At 52.2% G+C, this 14,474-nt stretch carries 18 protein-coding genes and 1 pseudogene; 18 read left to right on the top strand and 1 reads right to left on the bottom strand.

The window, feature by feature from the left end:
• The first annotated feature begins 13 nt into the window (after positions 1-13).
• The 5 genes from CHM34_RS05245 to minD all read left to right on the top strand — a co-directional run bounded on the left by CHM34_RS05245 (position 14) and on the right by minD (position 4,163).
• A complete protein-coding gene (locus CHM34_RS05245) occupies positions 14-1,114 on the top strand; it encodes a rod shape-determining protein (RefSeq protein WP_094263563.1) in 1,101 nt (366 codons plus the stop codon).
• Positions 1,115-1,131: 17 nt separating this feature from the next.
• Complete coding sequence (gene mreC / locus CHM34_RS05240) at positions 1,132-2,028, top strand: rod shape-determining protein MreC (protein WP_094263562.1); 897 nt, start codon at positions 1,132-1,134, stop codon at positions 2,026-2,028.
• Between the two features lie 4 nt (positions 2,029-2,032).
• A complete protein-coding gene (gene mreD, locus CHM34_RS05235; RefSeq protein WP_094263561.1) occupies positions 2,033-2,572 on the top strand; it encodes a rod shape-determining protein MreD in 540 nt (179 codons plus the stop codon).
• 83 nt (positions 2,573-2,655) lie between these two features.
• Positions 2,656-3,330 carry a septum site-determining protein MinC gene (gene minC, locus CHM34_RS05230; RefSeq protein ID WP_094263560.1) on the top strand — a complete coding sequence of 225 codons (675 nt, stop codon included), beginning with the start codon at positions 2,656-2,658 and terminating at the stop codon, positions 3,328-3,330.
• A gap of 38 nt (positions 3,331-3,368) precedes the next feature.
• Positions 3,369-4,163: a septum site-determining protein MinD gene (minD, locus tag CHM34_RS05225; protein WP_094263559.1), complete on the top strand. Its 795-nt coding sequence runs from the start codon at positions 3,369-3,371 to the stop codon at positions 4,161-4,163.
• 231 nt (positions 4,164-4,394) lie between these two features.
• Here minD and CHM34_RS05220 read toward each other — a convergent pair whose 3' ends face one another.
• On the bottom strand, positions 4,395-4,748 hold the full coding sequence (locus CHM34_RS05220) for a DUF2512 family protein (protein ID WP_094263558.1): 354 nt from the start codon (positions 4,746-4,748) through the stop codon (positions 4,395-4,397).
• A gap of 192 nt (positions 4,749-4,940) precedes the next feature.
• Between CHM34_RS05220 and CHM34_RS05215 the strand changes: the two genes are divergently transcribed.
• The 13 genes and pseudogenes from CHM34_RS05215 to tnpA form a co-directional block, all read left to right on the top strand.
• Entirely contained in the window at positions 4,941-5,891 is a 951-nt protein-coding gene (locus CHM34_RS05215) for a ring-cleaving dioxygenase (protein WP_094263557.1), read from the top strand.
• 2 nt (positions 5,892-5,893) lie between these two features.
• Positions 5,894-6,520: an alpha/beta hydrolase gene (locus CHM34_RS05210; RefSeq protein WP_206093759.1), complete on the top strand. Its 627-nt coding sequence runs from the start codon at positions 5,894-5,896 to the stop codon at positions 6,518-6,520.
• A gap of 17 nt (positions 6,521-6,537) precedes the next feature.
• Positions 6,538-7,578, top strand: a pseudogene (locus CHM34_RS05205) (alkene reductase); the annotation flags it as partial.
• Between the two features lie 188 nt (positions 7,579-7,766).
• The gene (locus CHM34_RS05200; protein ID WP_094263554.1) at positions 7,767-8,546 is read left to right on the top strand and encodes a M23 family metallopeptidase; all 780 of its coding nucleotides are present in this window, start codon (positions 7,767-7,769) and stop codon (positions 8,544-8,546) included.
• Positions 8,539-9,402: a M50 family metallopeptidase gene (locus CHM34_RS05195; protein WP_094263553.1), complete on the top strand. Its 864-nt coding sequence runs from the start codon at positions 8,539-8,541 to the stop codon at positions 9,400-9,402. Before CHM34_RS05200 ends, CHM34_RS05195 begins: the two co-directional genes overlap by 8 nt.
• A gap of 175 nt (positions 9,403-9,577) precedes the next feature.
• Complete coding sequence (gene rplU, locus CHM34_RS05190) at positions 9,578-9,889, top strand: 50S ribosomal protein L21 (RefSeq protein WP_094263552.1); 312 nt, start codon at positions 9,578-9,580, stop codon at positions 9,887-9,889.
• A 12-nt stretch (positions 9,890-9,901) separates the two neighbouring features.
• Entirely contained in the window at positions 9,902-10,237 is a 336-nt protein-coding gene (locus CHM34_RS05185) for a ribosomal-processing cysteine protease Prp (protein WP_094263551.1), read from the top strand.
• A gap of 24 nt (positions 10,238-10,261) precedes the next feature.
• Positions 10,262-10,564, top strand: coding sequence for a 50S ribosomal protein L27 (rpmA, locus tag CHM34_RS05180; protein ID WP_094263550.1), 303 nt, complete (start codon positions 10,262-10,264; stop codon positions 10,562-10,564).
• A 111-nt stretch (positions 10,565-10,675) separates the two neighbouring features.
• Entirely contained in the window at positions 10,676-11,389 is a 714-nt protein-coding gene (locus CHM34_RS05175) for a Spo0B domain-containing protein (RefSeq protein ID WP_094263549.1), read from the top strand.
• 24 nt (positions 11,390-11,413) lie between these two features.
• Entirely contained in the window at positions 11,414-12,688 is a 1,275-nt protein-coding gene (obgE, locus tag CHM34_RS05170) for a GTPase ObgE (protein WP_094263548.1), read from the top strand.
• A 23-nt stretch (positions 12,689-12,711) separates the two neighbouring features.
• Entirely contained in the window at positions 12,712-13,923 is a 1,212-nt protein-coding gene (locus CHM34_RS05165) for a NupC/NupG family nucleoside CNT transporter (protein ID WP_094263547.1), read from the top strand.
• A gap of 180 nt (positions 13,924-14,103) precedes the next feature.
• Positions 14,104-14,262: a transposase gene (locus tag CHM34_RS20135; RefSeq protein WP_206093750.1), complete on the top strand. Its 159-nt coding sequence runs from the start codon at positions 14,104-14,106 to the stop codon at positions 14,260-14,262.
• A 10-nt stretch (positions 14,263-14,272) separates the two neighbouring features.
• The coding region (tnpA, locus tag CHM34_RS19535) for an IS200/IS605 family transposase (RefSeq protein ID WP_240511889.1) at positions 14,273-14,474 on the top strand (202 nt) is incomplete at its 3' end.

Below are 14,474 nucleotides of genomic sequence, written 5' to 3'. Positions count from 1 at the left end.
GCTGAGATCGTCAATGCGATTTTGGTTTGGGAGTAAAGGGAACAGTGACGGGGGAACCGAGACGATTTTTCAGAAATTCGGCGGTTTAACCCGGGACATGGGGATCGATCTGGGAACGGCCAATACGCTCGTCTATTTAAAAGGACAGGGCATTGTGGTGAGAGAGCCCTCCGTGGTCGCTTTGGAGACCGGCTCTGAGGAGATTAAAGCGGTCGGAGATGAGGCAAAGCGCATGATCGGTCGAACTCCCGGAAACATTGTGGCGATCCGGCCGATGAAGGACGGGGTGATCGCCGATTACAACACGACAGCGACCATGTTGGAATACTTCATCAAGAAAGCGCAGACCCAGCGGGTCTATCTTCCCCGCCGCCCCAATGTCATGGTTTGTGTTCCTTCGGGTGTGACCGCTGTGGAGAAGCGGGCTGTGGAGGAAGCGACGCGTCAGGCGGGCGCAAAGGAAGCCTATACCATCGAGGAACCCTTTGCCGCCGCCATCGGTGCCGGACTGCCGGTTTGGGAACCCATGGGCAGTATGATTGTCGACATCGGAGGCGGAACGACGGAAGTGGCAGTGATTTCCCTCGGCGGCATCGTTACGGCCAAGTCTTTGCGAATCGCCGGCGATGAGATGGATGAAGCGATTATTCAGTATATTAAACGGATGTATAATGTAATGATCGGCGAACGGACTGCAGAGACGATCAAGTTGGAGATCGGATCGGCTGAATCCGATGCCGTGGAAAAGCACCGGGAGATCCGAGGACGCGATATGATCTCCGGCCTTCCCAAAAATGTTCAGGTTCATTCCCGGGAAATCGCTGAAGCCCTTTCCGACACGGTAAATTCGATTATCGATTCGGTGAAGCTCACGCTGGAACAGACGCCGCCGGAATTGGCCGCTGATATCATGGATCGGGGGATTGTCCTGACCGGCGGCGGGGCTTTGTTGCGCCACTTGGATACTCGTCTTTCCAGAGAAACGGATATGCCGGTTGTCGTCGCCGAAAACGCCTTGGATTCCGTCGCTATCGGAACCGGACAATCCCTGGAAAACATCCATCTGTTCACCTCCGGAGCGGGGATCACCTCTTCCCGGCACGGAAACAGGTAGTAAGCGGGTGATCCGGATTGTTCTTTCGTTTTTTCGGTAATCGCCGGCTGTTTGCTCTGCTGGTTTCCGTCATTTTGCTGATCGTGATCATGGGGATGACCCGGGGGGAACGGGAGGGTGTAACTTGGCCGGAGGCGGCGGTGAAAAATAGCGTTGCCTGGGTGGACAGTCTCCTATCCACTCCGGTGTTCGGAGTTTCGAACTGGTTGGAGGAATGGGGCGAAATCGGGACGTTAAGAGCGGAAAATGAGAAGCTGGAAAAGAAAATGGATCGCTATCTGAAGCTGAAAGCCCGTGTGGACCAGTTGCAGCAAGAAAATAAGGAATTAAAGAAGGCGGTCCGGTATACCGGGGAAAATCAGCTCAATTTTATTACGGCCCGAACCGTGGCCCGCAGTCCCGACCGCTGGAACAATCGGGTGGTGATCGACCGTGGCTCTGAGGACGGTATCCGGAAGGATATGCCGGTGATTACCCATGAAGGGTTGATCGGCCGGATTACAGCGACGACAGGTCATATGTCCGATGTTCAACTGCTGACGGATACGGGTAGCGCTCCCGGCATCGCCGCCCATGTTCAGACGAAGAACGGGAATGTCTTCGGCTTGATCGAAGGTTACGACACCGAAAAAAAGCGATTGCTGATGAAAAAACTTCCCTCCGGTGCAAAATTGAAAAAAGGACAAATGGTAGTCACTTCCGGTATGTCGGACACTTTTGCCGGTGATCTTTTGATCGGAACCGTCGATGAAGTGACGAGAGGGGAGTTCGGTGTCGATCAAAAGGTTTATGTCAAGCCCGCGGCCCGCTTCGAACGGTTGGATTACGTCATGGTTGTACGGGATCCGACGAAGCTGCAATTGAAAAAACATCAGGAAGAGTTGGATTCTCGGGAAGGAAACGGAGGGGAATGAGCGAATGGCCGCCTGGATTCTCGTCGGTTTCCTCTCTTTTCTTTTTTTATTAGAAGGGACTGTTCTGCAACTGTTGGCTCCTCAAACCTGGGGGAGCGATATCGTCTGGATTCCCCAACTGGCGGTCAGCGGTGTCATCATCGTTTCTCTGTTGCGGGATCGGCGGCTCGGACTGATTTACGGGTTTTGCTTCGGTCTGCTCCATGACGTGGTCTTTGGGGATGCCATCGGCGTTTACGCCTTCACTACTGCCGCAGTCGGGTATTTTGGCGGGCTGTTTTCCCGCCAATTCGTCTCGGGACCGATCGTCGCCCTTTTGGTAACGGGTCTCAATCAAGGGGTTCATCTCACGATGAGTTATGCCTGGTTTCGCCTGTTCGGCGTTACCCGCATCGGCTGGGAGGATGCCTTGGGCCTTCATATCGTTCCGTCGATTCTGTTGAATACATTGGTCGCTTTTCCCGTCTACCTGGGAGTTCAATGGATTTTTAAACGGTTTCACCCGCATTCGGTACAGATGTTTCATTCAAAGATCAGGAAGTGAATCGGGCCGCCAACTTGTTCGTTTGAGGGCAGGAATTCGGGGGTGTGTGCCGAAATCTTACATAAGGCGGGGTGACTTGAATCATGGGGAAAGTGTTAAAGCCGGGTGTCACGATTAAAGGAACCAAGGACGGGCTTCTTTTCCTGTTGGATGAATCGCGTCCATTTTCCGTGATATTAAGTGAATTACAATACAAGTTGGAACAATCGTCCAACATATGGGATGGTCCGGATACCCGGGTGCGAATCAAAACCGGAAACCGGCAGATCAGCCGCAGTGAGGAAAAGGAATTGCGACGGCTCTTTTCCGCACGAAAAAATCTGATCATTCATTCCATCGAGACGGAAGGGAAATCGGACGGGGGTAATATGAACCCGGGGATTCAGATGCTGGCCGGAACGGTTCGTTCCGGTCAGGTCTTGGAGTACCGCGGCGACCTGTTGCTCCTCGGCGATGTGAATCCCGGTGGGACCGTACGGACGACGGGGAGCGTTTTCGTTCTCGGAGCGCTTCGCGGATTGGCCCATGCCGGCGGCGAAGGGGACGAGTCAGCCATTATCGCCGCCTCCGCTCTGAAACCGACACAATTGAGAATCGCTAACGTGGTATCGCGACCTCCTGACGAATGGGAGGATTCGGAGACTTCGGGTATGAACTTCGCTTACTTGATTAATCACCAGATTGCGGTGGATAAAATGCATCATCTGAGCCGAATTCGCCCCGAGATCGAGTGGAAAGAAAATCGGTTCAGAGGATGACCCGTGTGGAAGGTCTGTGCCCGGGAGGAGGGTGAAGAGTGGGTGAGTCCATCGTAGTGACTTCGGGGAAAGGTGGCGTAGGCAAGTCGACGACGTCGGCCAACATCGGTACTGCTTTAGCCCTGGCCGGAAATAAAGTCTGTTTGTTGGATACGGATATCGGACTACGCAACCTGGATGTCCTGATGGGTTTGGAAAATCGCATCATATTCGATCTCGTCGATGTTGTCGAAAAAAAATGCCGGATCAAGCAAGCATTGATCAAGGATAAACGCTGTGACGCTCTTTACCTGTTGCCTGCGGCTCAAACCAAAGATAAATCGGCGATCAGTACGGAACAGCTGCGCTGGTTGACTTATGAGTTGAAGGAAGAGTTCGATTATGTCATCATCGATTCTCCCGCCGGAATAGAGATGGGGTTTAAAACGGCTGTATCCGGGGCCGATCGTGCCATCGTGATTGCGACTCCGGAAAATGCTTCGGTGCGAGATGCCGATCGCGTAATCGGTCTTCTGGAAAAAGAAAATGTAGGTTCTCCCAAGCTGATCGTTAACCGCTTTCGCTCTCATTTGGTCAAAGAAGGCGGTATGATGGACGTCGATGAAGTGGTTTCCGTTCTGGCGATCGACCTTCTCGGTGTGGTCCCTGACGATGAGGAAATTATTTGGGCAGGCAATCAGGGGGAACCGATCGTTTTACATAATAAAGGCTTGGCTTCTAAGGCTTATCGAAATATCGCTAAAAGAATTCAAGGGGAAGTTGTACCGCTTTTGGTTCTGGAAAAGGAGAACAAGATGGTGGCCCGGATGAAAAAATGGCTGGGCTTCGCATAATTCGCTGTAAGATGAGTGACCCGCCGATCAGGGCTTTTCTAGCCTGTCAGGCGGGTTTTTGATATGGAAGTCCCGAATTACTCAAAGTGGTTGATTAATGTACCTAGTGTCCCTTCAGGAAACTTTGATCTGTTTGATCCCTTGCCGGGGGTGGTCGGTGCCATTTTGAAGGGAACAGAGTCTGATCCGGTCCGGTATTGGGGAAATGATCTTAAGCAGGCAGACTCTGTTTTACACCGCTTTTTGGGTTTTTCCTGTACGGATCAACCATAAATGCTGGAAATATTCCGCCACGGTCAAAAGGAAGCCGGTTAACAATGCGCCGATCACCGTCATTTGGGCTCCGGCGAAAAAGAAAGCGCTGAAATAAACAATAGCAGTGGCGGCAATAAAATCCATGATATTACTCAACCAAAAGGTGCCTCTTTTGAGCAAGAGAAGCTCCATCATGTGACCGACCACCGCAAGCACCAACCCGACGATGATCGGTTGGTAAATGTAGGGATAATAAACGTCGGCGAACATAGCCGTGGAAAGGAGCACGACCGATGGGCAGACGATGAGCTTAACCAGCAGTCCAATCAATTGAGATCCTCCTCCTTTTGTAAAGCTTTCCCCTATCGCCTCCGATGTATGCGAAGGCGAACGGGTATCAAGGTATCCTGGTGGAACACATCCGGTCAGGCGGTATGTTGACGTGTTACAGAGGTATGATAAAATACTTACTAAAGTAAAGTAACTTTACATAAATTGATGACCTGAAAAGGAGGGTTTTCCATGACCCGACAAACCGCTGGGATTCACCATGTGACAGCGATAGTAGGAGATCCTCAGGAGAATGTGGATTTTTACGCCGGGGTTTTGGGACTCCGTTTTGTGAAAAAGACGGTTAATTTCGATGATCCGGGAACGTATCATCTGTATTTCGGAAACAAAAAAGGAGACCCGGGAACGATCATCACCTTTTTCCCGTGGTCGGGTGCCCGGCGGGGTCGGATCGGAGCGGGGCAGGTGGGGGTTACAACCTATGTCGTTCCCGTCGGTACGCTGGGATTCTGGGAGGAACGTCTGAAGGCGTTCGGTGTGTCGGTCATGAATTCCAGTCGCTTTGGAGAGGATTACTTGGAGTTTAACGATCCCCACGGCCTTCGGTTGGAGTTGGTTGCCCGGGAAGAAGGTCCCCGGAACGAATGGGCCTTCGGGAATATTCCTCAAGAAAAAGCGATCAAAGGTTTTGGGGGTGCGATTCTGTACTCCGGCAATCCTGATTCGACCGTTCATTTGTTGGAGCAAATGGGCCTGGAAAAAGTGGGTGAAGAAAATGATTTCTCCCGCCTTCGTGCCACAGGGGACCTGGGAAACGTCATCGATGTCAAGCAAACGATCCCTGCTCCGGGAAGTATGGGAGCGGGGACCGTCCATCACATCGCGTGGAGGGCACGGGATGATGAGGAGATGAAGGACTGGAGAAGCCGGATTCAACAAAACGGGTTCAGCCCTACAGAGATTATTAACCGGGAGTATTTTCACTCCGTTTACTTTCGGGAGGAAGGCGGTATCCTGTTTGAAATGGCCACGGATCCGCCGGGATTTACCCGGGATGAACCGCTGGAGGCGCTGGGAGAAAAGCTCATGTTACCCCCCTGGTTGGAGTCCCAGCGGGATCAGATCGAGAGAATCCTTCAGCCGATTGAAGTCCGCTTGTTGAAAGGAGATCGGCGGTCATGAGAATGAAACATCTTTTTCGAAAGGGAGCCGACGCTGATGCTTCCGTTCTGCTTTTATTGCACGGGACCGGCGGAAATGAGGAAGATCTCCTTCCTCTGGCGGAGATGGTGGATCCGTCGGCTTCTGTTCTGAGTGTACGCGGAAATGTATTGGAAAACGGAATGCCCCGCTTTTTCCACCGCCTGTCTGAAGGGGTGTTTGATGAGGAGGATCTTGTTTTCCGAACTTGGGAGCTGAAGGAATTTTTGGAGGAAGCCGCACAAGAGTACGGTTTTTCCCCAAGACGATTGATTGCTGTCGGATATTCCAACGGGGCCAATATCGCTGCCAGTCTGCTGTTACATTATGGGAAGATTCTTCAAGGAGCCGTCTTACACCATCCGATGGTACCCAGACGTGGAATCGAACTTCCGGATCTCTCCGGTCTGCCCGTCTTCATCGGAGCGGGGCGGAACGATCCCATCTGCGTCCCGGCAGAAACCGAGGAGCTGGAAAAGTTGTTTCAGAAGGCGGGTGCTGAAGTGGAAGTTCATTGGGGGAGCACCGGTCATCAGTTGACCCGTTCGGAAATCGGAGTCGCCGCCGCCTGGTATAAAAATACGTATCAAGAACCGGAGGGGAGCTTATGAGTACCCGAGTGAAAAAGAAACTGATGGAGCCGGTTCAAATCGGGGCCTGGAAACTGAGGACCCGAACTGCGATGGCCCCGATGACACGCTGTTTTGCCGATGATGAAACCGGGGTTGTCGGTCGGGATGTCATGGAATATTATCGCAAACGCGCCGCTGACGGGATCGGCCTGATCATCACGGAAGGTATCGTGATCAGTCCCCGTGCCAAAGGAAACCCGGGAGTACCGGGCCTCTATACAAAAGAGCAGATTGAATCCTGGAAGCCTGTCACGGAAGCCGTTCATCGGGAAGGCGGCAGGATCATCGCCCAAATATGGCATGTGGGCCGTGCATCCCACCATGAACTGACCGGCGGGTGGCCGCCTCAGTCCGCCTCCCCGTTGCGTGCCGAGGGTCGTGTGCCGCGCTTTCGCAAACCCTTTGACACACCGGAGGAAATGAGTATTGATGATATCCGAGAGGTGGTGGGTCAGTATGCCCAGGCGGCGAAAAACGCATTGGAGGCCGGGTTTGATGGCGTTGAGATTCACGGTGCCCACGGATACTTGATTGATCAGTTTAACTCTGATGTTTCAAACCGCCGAACTGATCGATATGGTGGAGATCTGGCCCAGCGTCTCACTTTTATGAAAGAAGTGTTGAACGCCGTGATCGATGCTGTCGGGGCGGACCGTACTTTGATCCGTTTCTCCGCCCTCAAAATCGATCAGCCCGACTACATGTGGGAAGAACCGGAAGCGGCAATCCGAACGTTTATCGAGGCCTTTAAAGAGGCGGGAGTCCGGATGATCCATCCTTCCACCATGAATTTTCAAGAAACCATCGCCGATGGAAAAACCCTGCATCAGTTAGTTCGCCAATTTTGGGACGGTATGATCGTCGGAGTCGGTGATTTGGATCCGGATACAGCGGAACAAGCAATAGAGGAAGGTATTATCGATGTGGCGGCCTTCGGACGCCCTTTGATTGCCAATCCCGATTTTCTGCACCGAGTCAATCAGGGAAGTCCGCTGATTGAATATGATCCCAAAAAGCACTTGGCCACTCTCGAGTGATCAAAAAAGAACCGGAAACATCCGGTTCTTTTTTTAATAGATAACCGCATCGTTCTGGATTGATGCCGGCTGATTTTCACTTGTCGTCGTTGATTGTCAGCGATACTGGGACAAGGGCTCATATTCCCGGAGGACGGGAATAGGATGGTTACAAACAGGGATTAGGCGGAAAGAGGCGGTGTAGGACGATGCGGGAATGGTATCAAGGAGTGAAAAAGCGTCGGGAACGGCAGATGAAGGCGATCCGTGACAGTCAATATGGAACCGGTGCAGGCTGGGGTCGTTATGGACAACCTGTGTGGCAGAAAAGAGAGACGGGAAAATCCGAGGATCTGCCATGGAACCGGCCGGGTCAGTGGATGGAGGAAAGCGAGAAGAAAAAAGAAGGACGATGGGTCGTCCAAGCCTTTTTCGCTTTTTTTCTGCTTACGGGAACCTATTTGGTCTTTCAGTCACAGGTACCGGCGGGCAAGCAGGTGCAAGCGTTTATTACGGAGGTGATGGAACGGGATTATAATTTCCGGGGGGTTGCCCAATGGTATCAGGAAAATATCGATGGCTCTCCGGCTATTTTACCTACATTCAGAGAAAAAAACGAACAGGAAAAATCGGAACAGCGCTGGATAGCCCCAGTCAAGGGAGAATTGACCGGTTCCTTTAAAAAGGAGGATCGGGGAGTGACTCTGCGGACCTCGGAACAAGCTCCGGTCGTATCTGCCGCTGAGGGTTGGGTAGTGGAAGCCGGACGAAAAGAAGGGTTGGGTTTGACGGTTGTCGTGCGGCATACCGATGGTCGTGAGACTTGGTACGGTTGGCTGAAAGAGATCCGGGTCAAGGAGAAGGATTGGGTTAAACCGGAGCAACTGTTGGGTGAGACGGGAGGCCGGGATGGTGAACCCCTGCTCTTTTTCGCTTTGAAGCGGGGCGATCAATTCGTCGATCCGACGAAAGTGATCACCTTTGAATAAATGGCCGTGGCAAGGGATCGAGGTGCGGGTCCATGTTCTGTTTTGGTTGGTGATTTTATCTTCCGTGCTGACCGGGCGGTTTATGGAGGTGATCACCCTGTTTGTATTGGTGATCATCCACGAAATGGGCCATATCACTGCCGCCCATTCTTTCGGGTGGCGTATTCGTCGTATGGAGCTTCTGCCCTTTGGCGGTGTCGCTCACACAGATGAATGGGGAACCGTTTCCGCCCGGGAGGAAATCGTTGTCGCACTGGCGGGTCCCTTCCACAATGTGATGATGGTATTGGCCGGGATTCTTTTTTTCAAGGCCGGTTGGTGGTCGGGGGATTGGACCGAGTATTTCATCCAGGGGAATACCTTGATGGCCGGATTTAACCTGTTACCTGTCTATCCTTTGGACGGAGGACGAATCCTCCAATCGCTTTTGAGCTACGGAATGCCTTACCGGAAGTGTATCTTATGGACCTTGTGGGGAAGCTTGATTGTGGCACTGTCGTTTTTTTTGTATGCATTCACCACTGCCGAGACGGTTCATCTTCATTTGTGCATGATCGCTCTCTTTCTGGCGTATGCCAACTGGATGGCCCTCAAACAGAAAGAATTTCAGTATGTGCGTTTTTTGATGCACAGAAAAGAATGCCCGCCTCCGGATTCCGCCCGAATCGTTCAACTGAACGTTTGCCGGGAAGAGCCCCTGTACGCGGTGTTGAAACGGATGCGAAAAGAAGCTTATCATGTATTTGTGGTCCGAGACCGGCAAGGGCGGTTATGTTCATTGCCGGAGGAGGTTTTGCTCGGACGTTTTTTCGATGACAAAGCCGCTTCGTCTATGATAGGGGACTTGGTTGGGTAGATAAGCCGTTTGTGAAAAAGTCCTGCGTCAAATTGACAGGAACGGTCGTTTATGATAAGATTCTTTTTGTGTCATTTGCGCTTGCTCTCCCGGAGTAAGCCATACCGCACAACACGGGTATCCAAGGGGTTTCCCACCCGTTGTTGGCGAGTCTTCGACAGAAGGAGGTTCCGGGATGTACGCATTGATCGAAACGGGCGGCAAACAGTATAAAGTCCAAGAAGGACAATCCGTCTATATCGAAAAGCTGCCCGCAGAAGCAGGAGAAACGGTTACCTTCGATAAGGTGCTCTTTGTCGGCAAAGAAGATCAGTCCCTGGTCGGCACGCCCCTGGTGGAAGGTGCCAAGGTCACGGGTAAAGTGGAGAAGCACGGCAAAGGCAAGAAGGTAGTCGTCTTCAAGTACAAGCCCAAGAAAAACTACAAGCGGAAGCAAGGACATCGTCAACCCTTCACCAAAGTCGTCATCGACAAGATCGACGCATGATTCCCGTCACCGATGATACGAATCACGGTTAACAGGGATGAAGAGGGGCGTATCGCGGGTATCCGAGTCCGGGGACACGCCGATTACGGTGAATATGGACAGGATATTGTCTGTGCCGCTGTTTCTGGAATCACCATCGGTTTGACCAACGCATCGGAAAGTCTCCTTGGCGTGCGCCTCTTCCGGGAGGAAGACAACACCGACGGGGAGCTGGATTTGCGCGTGCCGGCCGGACTGAGTTCCGAGACCGACGGGCGGGTACGCTTTCTGTTGGAGGCGATGCAATCTTCGCTTCGCTCGATAGCCGATGAATACAAGGATTATGTACAGATGGATGAACATTCATAGATACTTTTGAAGGAGGTGGACATCATGCTGAAAATGAATCTGCAATTCTTTGCTCAGAAAAAAGGTGTCGGTTCGACAAAGAACGGCCGTGACAGCATTGCCAAACGTTTGGGTGTAAAAAGCGGAGACGGTCAATTGGTAAATGCGGGCAGCATTTTGGTTCGCCAACGCGGGACCAAGATCTATCCGGGAATGGGTGTCGGCCGCGGCGGTGATGACACTCTCTTTGCCAAAGTGGACGGAGTCGTCAAGTTTGAACGTCAAGGCCGTGACCGCAAACGGGTCAGCGTTTACCCGGAACCGGTTGCCGTTGAAATGCAAGCTTAACGGTTGATCCGTTTCCAAAACCCTGGCGAAAAGAAGCCGGGGTTTTTTTGTGGAAAGAAATCGATTACAATAAAGGCACGTCTGGACCATACCGAGAGGGAGACGGTATACGTGGAAGATGGTTGGACCTACGGTTTCAAGCATTTTGCACCGGCCTGCGGTTTCATCCTGTTGATGGCCCTTCAGCCCTGGGGTTGGTCAGTCGGTGTGCCACTGGGTTTTTTGACCGTATGCATGCTCCTTCGGGGATGGAAGCGCTTCGGCAGGGCGCTGGAGAAGCAATGCCGCCTCCGGAATGCGGATGAAACGTTACAATTGCTCAGTCGGCACCGGCATGATTGGATGAATCATGTACAGGTGGTGACGGGTTACGCTTCCATGGGACAGGCGCAGCGGATTCCCCCTTATTTGGAAAAGCAGGTGAACCGGTTGCAGGAGGAGCGGTTGATTTCCCGGGTTGAACCTTCGTTTTTAGCTCTCACCCTGGTAACTCTTCCTCAGGAATATCCCGAGTGGCAATGGGAAATTCATGTGGATGAATCGGCACGACGGTTGACGTTTCGGGACGGGGAACGGATTCAGGCTGCTCTGAAGGAAGTTCTTTCCCGGCTGACGCCTTTCTCCGGTGATGGTGAAGACCCTGCTGAGATTTGGCTAAGGCTGTGGAAGGAAGGAAAAGAAGTTCGATTGACGTTGGATCCGGAGTTACCGGTCGATCACCTCCCGTCGACGATTGACCGAGAGGAGTTGCGGGATAGAATAAAGAGATGGAAAGCGGTTTTGCAACCCGAGGCCGAATCGATGACGATTCGGTTTCCCGGATGACCCTATGATACAGGCGGTGGAGGCATGTTTGTTGATAAGGTGAAGATTTTTGTCCGCGGCGGTGACGGCGGCAACGGAATGGTTGCCTTCCGCCGGGAGACGTATGTTCCCAAAGGGGGGCCCGCAGGGGGCGACGGCGGTCGCGGTGGCGATGTCGTCTTCCGTGTAGACGAAGGATTACGGACCTTGATGGATTTCCGGTATCAAAAGCACTTCAAGGCCCCTCGCGGGGAGAACGGTCGTTCCAAGAGCCAGCACGGCAAGGGAGCTGAGCCCTTGATCGTTCCAGTACCGCCGGGTACGATGGCGATTCATGCGGATACCCGAGAGATCATCTCCGATCTGACGGAGCATGGTCAAGAGGCCGTGATCGCCCGAGGCGGCCGGGGAGGACGGGGAAACATTCGGTTTGCGACTCCGAAGAATCCGGCTCCTCATGTGGCGGAAAACGGAGAACCCGGCGAAGAACTCTGGGTGGAGCTGGAACTGAAACTATTGGCGGATGTAGGGCTGGTCGGTTACCCCAGCGTCGGAAAATCGACGCTTCTATCGACAGTCAGCGCCGCAAAGCCGAAAATCGGGGCTTATCATTTTACGACCCTTTCCCCCAATCTGGGAGTGGTGGTAGTGGCGGATGGGCGCAGCTTTGTCATGGCTGACTTGCCCGGCTTGATTGAAGGAGCCCATGAGGGAGTGGGGCTGGGATATGAGTTCCTGCGTCATATAGAACGAACCCGTGTACTGGTCCATGTAGTGGATATGGCCGGTTCGGAAGGTCGGGACCCTTACCGGGACTGGATGCAAATCAACGAAGAACTGAACCGGTACAAGGAAACTCTTTCTCTGCTCCCTCAGATTGTAGCGGCCAACAAGATGGATTTACCGGAAGCGGAGGAAAACCTGGAAATCTTTCGGGGGCAGGTCGGCCCTGAAATTCCTGTTTATCCTATTTCATCCGTGACCCGGAAAGGATTGAAGGAGCTTTTGTTTGCTGTGGCTGATCTTCTTGACCGGACACCCGTGAAGGACGCGGTGGAGCCGGAGGAAGGGAAACGAAAAGTTTACCGCAGTCCTTCTCCGCAACCGTTTGCCATTCGAAAAGAAAACGAAGTCTACGTTGTCGAGGGCGATCGAGTCGAGAAACTGGTGAAAATGACCAACTTCCAGTACGATGATTCCGTACGCCGCTTCGCCCACATATTAAAGAAAATGGGTGTGGACGACGCCCTTCGGGCTAAAGGCGCTTCAACAGGGGATACCGTACGAATTGCGGAAATGGAGTTTGATTTTACAGATTAAACGCCTGGAAAGGTTGGGTTGACATGCATCTTCTCTGGGGCATTGGTGGAATGATAACGGTTCTGTTGATCGCCTTTCTATTTTCCACCAACAAGAAAGCCTTGAACTTTCGGACCATCCTGGGCGGATTGCTTATCCAGCTCAGTTTTGCCTTCATTGTTTTGAAATGGGAGACGGGAAAAGAGGCGCTGGCTTGGTTCAGTAACAAGGTACAAGCCTTGATCAACTTTGCCAATGAAGGGATTACCTTTCTTTTCGGCGACTTGCTGGAAGGGAATGAAGGGACGATTTTTGCCTTTCAGGTGTTGCCGATTATCATCTTTTTTTCTTCACTGATGTCGGTATTGTATCACTTGGGAATTATGCAATGGGTGATCCGGCTGTTGGGCGGGGGTGTGGCAAAACTGCTCAAAACCAGCAAAACGGAGTCCTTATCAGCCGCGGCCAATATTTTTGTCGGCCAAACCGAGGCACCGCTGGTGGTCAAGCCCTATATTGCAAAGATGACTTCGTCCGAACTCTTCGCAGTCATGACCGGGGGCTTTGCTTCTGTGGCGGGCTCGGTGTTAGTGGGGTATTCCCTGTTGGGGATTCCGCTGGAATATTTGCTGGCGGCCAGTTTTATGGCGGCTCCCGCTGGTTTGATTATGGCCAAGATCATGGTACCGGAGACGGAAGAGTCGACGGCCGAAGAAGGGGTCGTGAAGGAGGAGAAAAAGGAGCACGTCAATGTGATTGACGCTGCAGCGACCGGGGCACTGGATGGTTTGAAGCTGGCTGCCAATGTCGGGGCTCTCCTGCTCGCTTTTATCGCCTTGATCGCACTGGTGAACGGAATTTTGAGCAATGTCGGGGGATGGTTCGGTTACGGTGATCTGACTTTGGAAGCGATTTTGGGCCTTATCTTTTCTCCTGTAGCTTTCGTAATCGGAGTCCCCTGGTCGGAAGCGTTGATGGCGGGCAGTTTTATCGGACAAAAAATCGTACTGAATGAGTTTGTCGCCTATTCCAGCTTTGCACCGGAAGTGGACACGCTGTCTCCGAAGACAGTGGCTGTGGTTACCTTCGCCCTGTGCGGTTTTGCCAACCTGTCCAGTATTGCCATTCAAATCGGAGGCTTGGGCGGAATCGCACCCTCCCGTCGGGGAGAGATTGCTCAGTTTGGTTTGCGAGCCGTTTTGGCGGGGACACTGGCTTCTCTTTTGAGTGCTTCCATCGCCGGTATGTTGATTTAGGATATGCGAGCGGGAATCCTCCCCCATTTTAATGGGGTAGATGAAAGCGAGCGTCGGACGAGGGGCGGGGGTGTTAACCCCCTCGCAAGTCCGACAATGTCGGTAGATAATCAGATCATATGTCGAGGGGAAATCGCATGAAATATAGCCAACTCCCGCTATTTTCGCTATACTACATGGATGGGAAAAGAGAACATCAAGCATGCGAGAACTTGTGTCTATAACGTCAATGATCATATCGTTTGGTCCGTCAAATACCGCAGAAAAGTACTGGATATGGAAATTGAATCCTTTCTGACAGAGGCTTTTTCAAGAGATCGCGGAGGAAAAGGGCTTTGAAGTTGTCATGATGGAAGTGGGTGAGAAAGATGTCCATGTATTTGCTTCCGCTCATCCAAAGGTGGCTCCCTCGTACATAGTCAAGATGTTAAAAGGAATTTCCGCACGAAAATGTTTCTTAAAATTCCCCCATTTAAAACAGAAACTTTGGGGAGGGCATCTTTGGAACAGTCGTTTCTACATCGAAACCATTGGCTCCATTTCTGAAGATA

Origin of the sequence: Paludifilum halophilum, assembly GCF_002245355.1 — a bacterium.
GTDB lineage: Bacteria > Bacillota > Bacilli > Thermoactinomycetales > DSM-45169 > Paludifilum > Paludifilum halophilum.
Note: the sequence above shows the minus strand (reverse complement) of the source record. Positions and strands in the feature narration are given on the sequence as shown.

Bases quoted from the DNA above. Each gene is read 5' to 3' on its own strand.
- CHM34_RS05245 (WP_094263563.1), top strand. From the start codon at position 14: ATGCGATTTTGGTTTGGGAGTAAAGGGAACAGTGACGGGGGAACCGAG.
- mreD (WP_094263561.1), top strand. From the start codon at position 2,033: ATGGCCGCCTGGATTCTCGTCGGTTTCCTCTCTTTTCTTTTTTTATTA.
- minC (WP_094263560.1), top strand. From the start codon at position 2,656: ATGGGGAAAGTGTTAAAGCCGGGTGTCACGATTAAAGGAACCAAGGAC.
- CHM34_RS05215 (WP_094263557.1), top strand. From the start codon at position 4,941: ATGACCCGACAAACCGCTGGGATTCACCATGTGACAGCGATAGTAGGA.
- CHM34_RS05210 (WP_206093759.1), top strand. From the start codon at position 5,894: ATGAAACATCTTTTTCGAAAGGGAGCCGACGCTGATGCTTCCGTTCTG.
- CHM34_RS05200 (WP_094263554.1), top strand. From the start codon at position 7,767: ATGCGGGAATGGTATCAAGGAGTGAAAAAGCGTCGGGAACGGCAGATG.
- rplU (WP_094263552.1), top strand. From the start codon at position 9,578: ATGTACGCATTGATCGAAACGGGCGGCAAACAGTATAAAGTCCAAGAA.
- CHM34_RS05185 (WP_094263551.1), top strand. From the start codon at position 9,902: ATGATACGAATCACGGTTAACAGGGATGAAGAGGGGCGTATCGCGGGT.
- rpmA (WP_094263550.1), top strand. From the start codon at position 10,262: ATGCTGAAAATGAATCTGCAATTCTTTGCTCAGAAAAAAGGTGTCGGT.
- obgE (WP_094263548.1), top strand. From the start codon at position 11,414: ATGTTTGTTGATAAGGTGAAGATTTTTGTCCGCGGCGGTGACGGCGGC.
- CHM34_RS05165 (WP_094263547.1), top strand. From the start codon at position 12,712: ATGCATCTTCTCTGGGGCATTGGTGGAATGATAACGGTTCTGTTGATC.
- CHM34_RS20135 (WP_206093750.1), top strand. From the start codon at position 14,104: ATGGGAAAAGAGAACATCAAGCATGCGAGAACTTGTGTCTATAACGTC.